The organism is Streptomyces sp. YS-3 (assembly GCF_045257485.1).
Classification (GTDB): domain Bacteria; phylum Actinomycetota; class Actinomycetes; order Streptomycetales; family Streptomycetaceae; genus Streptomyces.
In genome coordinates this window covers 1-4338 of sequence record NZ_JBJHPC010000592.1, presented here as the reverse complement: position 1 = coordinate 4338, position 4338 = coordinate 1, and the positions used below count along the sequence as shown (strand labels likewise).

General features: G+C 68.4%; 3 protein-coding genes and 1 pseudogene. 1 reads left to right on the top strand and 3 read right to left on the bottom strand.

All coding sequences use genetic code 11. The annotated features are described in order from the left end of the window. The 3 genes and pseudogenes from ACJA3G_RS31385 to ACJA3G_RS31375 all read right to left on the bottom strand — a co-directional run. Window positions 1-137: pseudogene (locus ACJA3G_RS31385) on the bottom strand (transposase); the annotation flags it as partial. A 267-nt stretch (window positions 138-404) separates the two neighbouring features. Further along, window positions 405-1523: a fatty acid desaturase family protein gene (locus tag ACJA3G_RS31380; RefSeq protein ID WP_406556430.1), complete on the bottom strand. Its 1119-nt coding sequence runs from the start codon at window positions 1521-1523 to the stop codon at window positions 405-407. A gap of 7 nt (window positions 1524-1530) precedes the next feature. Continuing rightward, complete coding sequence (locus ACJA3G_RS31375; RefSeq protein ID WP_406556429.1) at window positions 1531-2589, bottom strand: ferredoxin reductase; 1059 nt, start codon at window positions 2587-2589, stop codon at window positions 1531-1533. Between the two features lie 86 nt (window positions 2590-2675). On the opposite strand from ACJA3G_RS31375, the gene ACJA3G_RS31370 reads away from it, so the two are divergent. Continuing rightward, a complete protein-coding gene (locus tag ACJA3G_RS31370) occupies window positions 2676-3815 on the top strand; it encodes a PucR family transcriptional regulator (protein ID WP_406556428.1) in 1140 nt (379 codons plus the stop codon). Window positions 3816-4338 lie beyond the last annotated feature (523 nt).

Below are 4338 nucleotides of genomic sequence, written 5' to 3'. Positions count from 1 at the left end.
CTGGTCCGCAACCGCCACACCACCCCCGTTGGTCACCTGCCGATGATCCCGCCATGGACACCCTCGCCCGTCAACACCCAGCAACAGCGCGCTATCCGCTCCCACGCCGAATCGGTCAGCTCACCACGGCCCACCATAAGATCAATTATCAGACAGGTCCTGGGGAGGTGGAGCTGATGGAGGCCGACGACGCGCGTCTCCATCGCTTGCCCGCCCAAAACGCTGCCGCCGCAGCGCAACGGATCTCCCCGGAACGCCCGCACCCACCCGCCTAGCCAGCCAAGACCTCGGACCCGCAGTCGGGAGATCGGGGTCCTGCCGTCGCGTCCGGCAGTTGGCTGCTCCCGGATTCGATCTCCGGGAATGAAGCAGTAGGGCCGAAAGATCCGAACCAGCACCGGGAATCAGGCCGCGACGAGCTCCTGCACGCGGTCCGGCGTCTTGACCTTGGGCTTCCTGTTCGGCAGCGAGAGCCGGAAGACCTTGTGCCACGCGGAGAACACCTGCTTGGGCAGCGGCCCGGTGACGTACTCCAGCTCGTACTTCTCGAACAGCGCGCGCACCTTCACCGCGACCTCGGCGTACCGGTTGCTCGGCAGGTCCGGGAACAGGTGGTGCTCGATCTGGTGCGAGAGGTTGCCGGTCATGAGGTGCATGGCCTTGCTGCCGCTGATGTTCGCCGAACCCATCATCTGGCGCAGGTACCACTGGCCGCGCGTCTCGCCCTCAATCGACCGGCGCTCGAAGACCTGCACGCCCTCGGGGAAGTGCCCGCACATGATCACCGAGTGGGACCAGAGGTTGCGGACCAGGTTCGCGGTGAACGTGGCGGCGAGCGTGTTGAGGAACGACGGGCCCGACAGCAGTGGGTGGATCACGTAGTCCTTGAGCACCTGCTTGCGGATCTTACGGCCGACGGCTTTGGCCCGCGCACGGAACTCCGGGTCCTTGCGGCGGTGCTTGTCCAGGTTGTTGCCGAGCTCAAGGTCGTAGGCGGCGATGCCGTACTCGAAGAAGCAGGCGTTGAGGAAATTCCACAGCGGCTGGCCGAGGTGGAGCGGGTGCCACTTCTGGTCCTCGTCGACGCGCATGATGCCGTAACCGAGGTCGTTGTCCTTGCCGATCACGTTGGTGTACGTGTGGTGCAGCTCGTTGTGCGAGTGCTTCCACTGCTCGGCCGGCGAGACGTGATCCCAGTCCCAGGTAGTGGAGTGGATCTTCGGGTCCCGCATCCAGTCCCACTGGCCGTGCAGGACGTTGTGGCCGATCTCCATGTTCTCCAGGATCTTCGCCACGGACAGGCCGGCGGTGCCGATCAGCCACGCAGGCGGGAAGGCCGAGAACAGCAGCACGCCCCTGCTGGCCAGTTCGAGCTTGCGCTGGGCAGAGATGACCTTTCGGATGTAGGCGGCGTCCTTCTCGCCGCGGACGGCGATCACCGCGTCGCGGATCGCGTCCAGCTCTCGGCCAAGCTCCTCGATCTGCTCCCCGCTCAGGTGGGCGGTGGGGTCAATGGCGGTCAAGGTTCTCCTACCGTTCGATATCACAGGGGCCCGCCGCGGCGGACACGCAGGTCTGGATGAGGACGCCCGGCTCTGCCTCGGTGATCTCGCCGGTGCGCAGGTCGCGGACGGCCCCCGCCTTGAGCGGTGTGACGCAGCCGTAGCAGATGCCCATGCGACACCCGGAAGGCATGAGCACGCCGGCCTCCTCGCCGACGTCCAGCAACGGCGTGGCGCCGTCCGCGTCGACGGTCTTGCCGGTGGTGCGGAATGTGACCTCGCCGCCGCTGTCCCCGGAGACGACGATGCTGGGGCGGAAGCGTTCGGTGTGCAGGCGCTCTTGGACGCCGTGCTCGATCCAGTGCGCCTCGGCGGTGTCGAGCAGGCCCGCGGGTCCGCAAGCCCAGGTCTCCCGCTCGGCCCAGTCGGGCACGAGCTCGTGGAGGCGGGCGATGTCGAGCATGCCGTCCGTGTCGGTGTGCAGCTCGGTGAGGCGCAGCTTCTTGTCCGCGACCAGGGCGTGCAGCTCGTCGCGGAAGATCACGTCTTGTGGCTGCGGTGCGGAGTGGACCATGACGACGTCGTCGAACTCGGTGTCGCGCAGCATGCCCATCACCGGCGTGATGCCGCTGCCGGCCGTCAGATAGAGCACCTTGGCGGGTTTGGCCTTCGGCAGCACGAAGTCACCGGTCGCCTGGTCGAGCTGGATCAGTGTGCCCGGTTTCGCCCGGCGGACCAGGTGGTTGCTGACCTTGCCGCCCGGGATCGCCTTCACGGTGATCGTGACGCGGCCGTCCCGGCGGTCCGTCGGTGAGGTCAGCGAGTAGACACGCCACAGACGTACCCCTTCGACGTCGACCCCAATCCGCACATACTGACCAGCCGTGTGGCCGCGCCACCCCCGCCCCGGTCTGATCACGAGGGTCGCGGCGTCACCCGTCTCGGGGTGCACGGTCTCGATGCGCCCACGCAGTTCCGCGCCCGCACGCAGCGGACTGACCAGGTCGAGGTAGTCCGACGGCAGCAGCGGCGTCGTGACCATCTCCAGCAGTTTCCAGGCCCTGCCGCGGAGGGCTGCACTCGTCATGACTCCACCTTGATGCGCCTCAGGGCGTAAAGTCCTGTCCGCAGAACGTGAATCTGTTCGGCTGAATTGTTCGCAGGAAACAAAACATGAACCATGCAATCCGGAGAGCCAGCGAGCTGACCCTGGATGAGACGACGGTCACCGCGCTGCGGGCCGCGCTGAAGACCACCGCCGACGAGATCGTCCAGGCGATCATCGACGAGGTTCCTCCCTACGCCAACGCCCTTTCGGGCCGCATGGGCGGCATCATCCGCCGCGCCGTACGCACAGCCCTGGGGCACTACCTGGACCTCGCGAGCGGCAACGCCACAGGCGGCGACGCCGATGACGCAGCCTACGAGCTGGGCCGCGGCGAGGTCCGCGAGGGCCGTTCGATGGACGCCCTGCTCAGCGCCTACCGCGTCGGCGCCCGCGTGGCCTGGCGATGCCTGGCCACGGGTGCCGTACACGCAGGGCTGCCCGCCGCCGAGGTCGCCAAGTTCGCCGAGCTGACCTTCGCCTACATCGACGAGCTCTCCGCCGCGAGCGCCGCGGGTCACGCCGACGAGCTGGCCGCCCAGGGCCGGGCCCACGAGCGCCACCTGGAACACCTGGCCCGCGACCTCCTCGCCGACGCGAGCCCGGACGTGCTGCGAGCCTCCGTGCAACGGGCCGGGTGGCAGCCTCCGGTGTCGCTGACCGCGGTGCTGCTGCCCGCCGCTCAGGCTCGGCCTGCCTACCGCACGCTCAACCCCAACACGCTCGTCCTCGACGATCTGCCGGACGCCTGGGGCGTGCTGCTGGTCCCCGATGCCGACCGGGCACATCTCCTGAGACAGCTGCACCACCGCGCCGCCGTGGTCGGCCCGACCCGGCCATGGACTCGTGCGTCCGCCTCCTACGCACGAGCCGTACGCGCGCGCTCCCTCTCCTCCGACATCCGCGACACGGAGGACCACCTGCCCGAGCTGGTACTGAGCGCCGACGCGGACGCGTTTGCAGACCTGCGTGCCCGAGCCCTCGCGCCCCTGCGGACCTTGCCTGCCGCGACCGCGCGGCGGCTGGAGGAGACGTTGCGGGCGTGGCTGCTGCACCAGGGCAGGCGGGACGAGGTGGCAACGGCATTGTTCGTCCATCCCCAGACCGTCCGGTACCGGATGTCACAGTTGCGAGAGCTGTTTCCGGAACTCGCATCTCCGCACCGCGTCCTTGAGTTGACGCTTGCGCTCGGTGTCCAGGTCAGCTGACGTATGCCCCGACGTCCACGACCATGTCCGGAGCGGCGAACGTGTCCTCATTTCGCTGCGGTACGCACCTGCCACAGCACGTTCCAGGACGCAGTGCCGTCAAGACGGATTTGAGTGCTGTCCCAGCCGCCCTGAACGAGGTGGGCGGTGATGGCGAGCGAGCCTTGGCCGAGTGACCTTCCCGGCGGACGCCGCACCCTTCGCCGCGTCGTGTGCCTCGGGAGGCGAGTCGTGTGCCTCGGGAGGCGATGAGCCGCCAGAGCATGCACAGCCGGTGCGTTCGAGGAAGTCGAGGAACGTCGCCGCCTGCTCGGAGGTCCTGGCTTTGTTCACGACCTGGGAGACTAGGGATCATGACCGACCGTCGACCGCCCTCACTGCCCGCCTTCTCCGAGCCCGCTTCCGACGCTCCCGTACCCGCCCAGGCGGGTGGGCGCCGGCTGATGCCGGTCGAGCAGGGCGCCGACTTCCGCCAGCCACCCGGCGAGCCCGAGCCCGCACCCGCCCCGGCCCGACGCCCGCT

Excerpts from the sequence above, each read along its gene's own strand:
- ACJA3G_RS31370 (WP_406556428.1), top strand. The coding sequence starts at position 2,676 with ATGAACCATGCAATCCGGAGAGCCAGCGAGCTGACCCTGGATGAGACG.
- ACJA3G_RS31375 (WP_406556429.1), bottom strand. The coding sequence starts at position 2,589 with ATGACGAGTGCAGCCCTCCGCGGCAGGGCCTGGAAACTGCTGGAGATG.